The sequence below is a fragment of the Pedobacter gandavensis genome (assembly GCF_032678465.1).
Taxonomy (GTDB): domain Bacteria; phylum Bacteroidota; class Bacteroidia; order Sphingobacteriales; family Sphingobacteriaceae; genus Pedobacter; species Pedobacter gandavensis_B.
This window is the reverse complement of the sequence record NZ_JAVTSK010000027.1, coordinates 1-1,263: the sequence shown is the minus strand read 5'-3', so window position 1 is coordinate 1,263 and position 1,263 is coordinate 1. Positions and strand designations below refer to the sequence as shown.

Genomic DNA, 1,263 nt, shown 5'->3' with positions numbered 1-1,263 from the left:
TTTTTATTCTTTTATTGTTGTAATAGTGAATATATTCTTTTACCGAAAGGATAAACTCTTCTGCTGTCTCAAAGCTTTGTGAGTACAGTAATTCAGTCTTTAAGATTCCAAAAAAGTTTTCAGCCACTGCATTATCTAGGCAGTTCCCTTTCCTGGACATGCTCTGTATAATTCCTTTTTTCTCTAAAGCCTTTCTATATCCATAATGCTGATATTGCCAGCCTTGATCAGAATGAAAAATAAGTCCCTCTGTGTCTTTTACTTTATCAAAAGCCTTATATAACATTTCATCTATCATCTTCATATTAGGACTTTTGGAGATACTATAGGAGATAACTTCTCCATTGAATAGGTCAAGTATTGGAGATAGGTAGATCTTCTCACCTTTGATGTTTACCTGAGTGACATCTGTAGCCCATTTCTGATTAGGCGAACTTGCCTTGAAATTCCTTTCAAGTACATTGGGGGCAATTTTACCAACTACACCTTTGTATGAGCGATAACGGACTTTCCTGATATTACACTTTAGATCCAATGTTCCCATTAATCTTTGAACAGTCTTATGATTTATATGATAACCCAAGTTCTTCATTTCTGCCGTTACCCGCCGATACCCATATCTGCCTTTATGCAAGTGATATATGCGTATAATCTCTTCCTTTTCATTCTTGTATTTATCATCAGCACTCAGACGTTTGAGATGATAATAAAATACTGAACGAGCCATCTGTTTACAATCCAATAGAATTGCAACATCATGTTCGGGCCTTAGTTCTTCGATGGCTTTTGCCCACTCATACGTTCGCGGGCTTCTCTTTCCTTCACTAAGGCCGTGACTTTTTTTAATAGTGCGTTTTCGGCTCGCAAACGGGCATTCTCTGCCTGTAGCTTCTCTAATTCTGTTTCCGGTTCATGTTTCTTTGATCGCTTCATCACTTTAGTTGGTCCTTCACGGTTCTTTTGTTGGTGTAATACGCCATAACCCTCGACTCGTACCGATCTTACCCAGCGCTCTAAAGCGGTTTTACTTACTCCATATTTCAGAACAACTTGTACTAAAGGTATCTTTTTTTCTAGAACAATCCTTACAACTTCCTCCTTGAAATCGGGCCTAGCCCGAATATTAGGCTGTTTCAAAAGCCCATTTTCACCATAAAGATCATATTTTCGAACCCATTCCAATATCATCTTTTCGACTATATGCCGTTCGCGGGATATGCGCAATATCGGCTTCCCGTTTTTTACTTGAGAAACTATATTTAG

General features: G+C 38.2%; 2 protein-coding genes. Both read right to left on the bottom strand.

The features are described 5' to 3' along the window. A partial coding sequence (locus R2Q94_RS22110) for an IS3 family transposase (RefSeq protein WP_316823646.1) occupies window positions 1-847 on the bottom strand: 847 nt, incomplete at its 3' end. Next, window positions 769-1,263: transposase (locus tag R2Q94_RS22105; RefSeq protein ID WP_316823645.1), on the bottom strand; the 495-nt coding region annotated here is incomplete at its 5' end. The genes R2Q94_RS22110 and R2Q94_RS22105, both read right to left, overlap by 79 nt.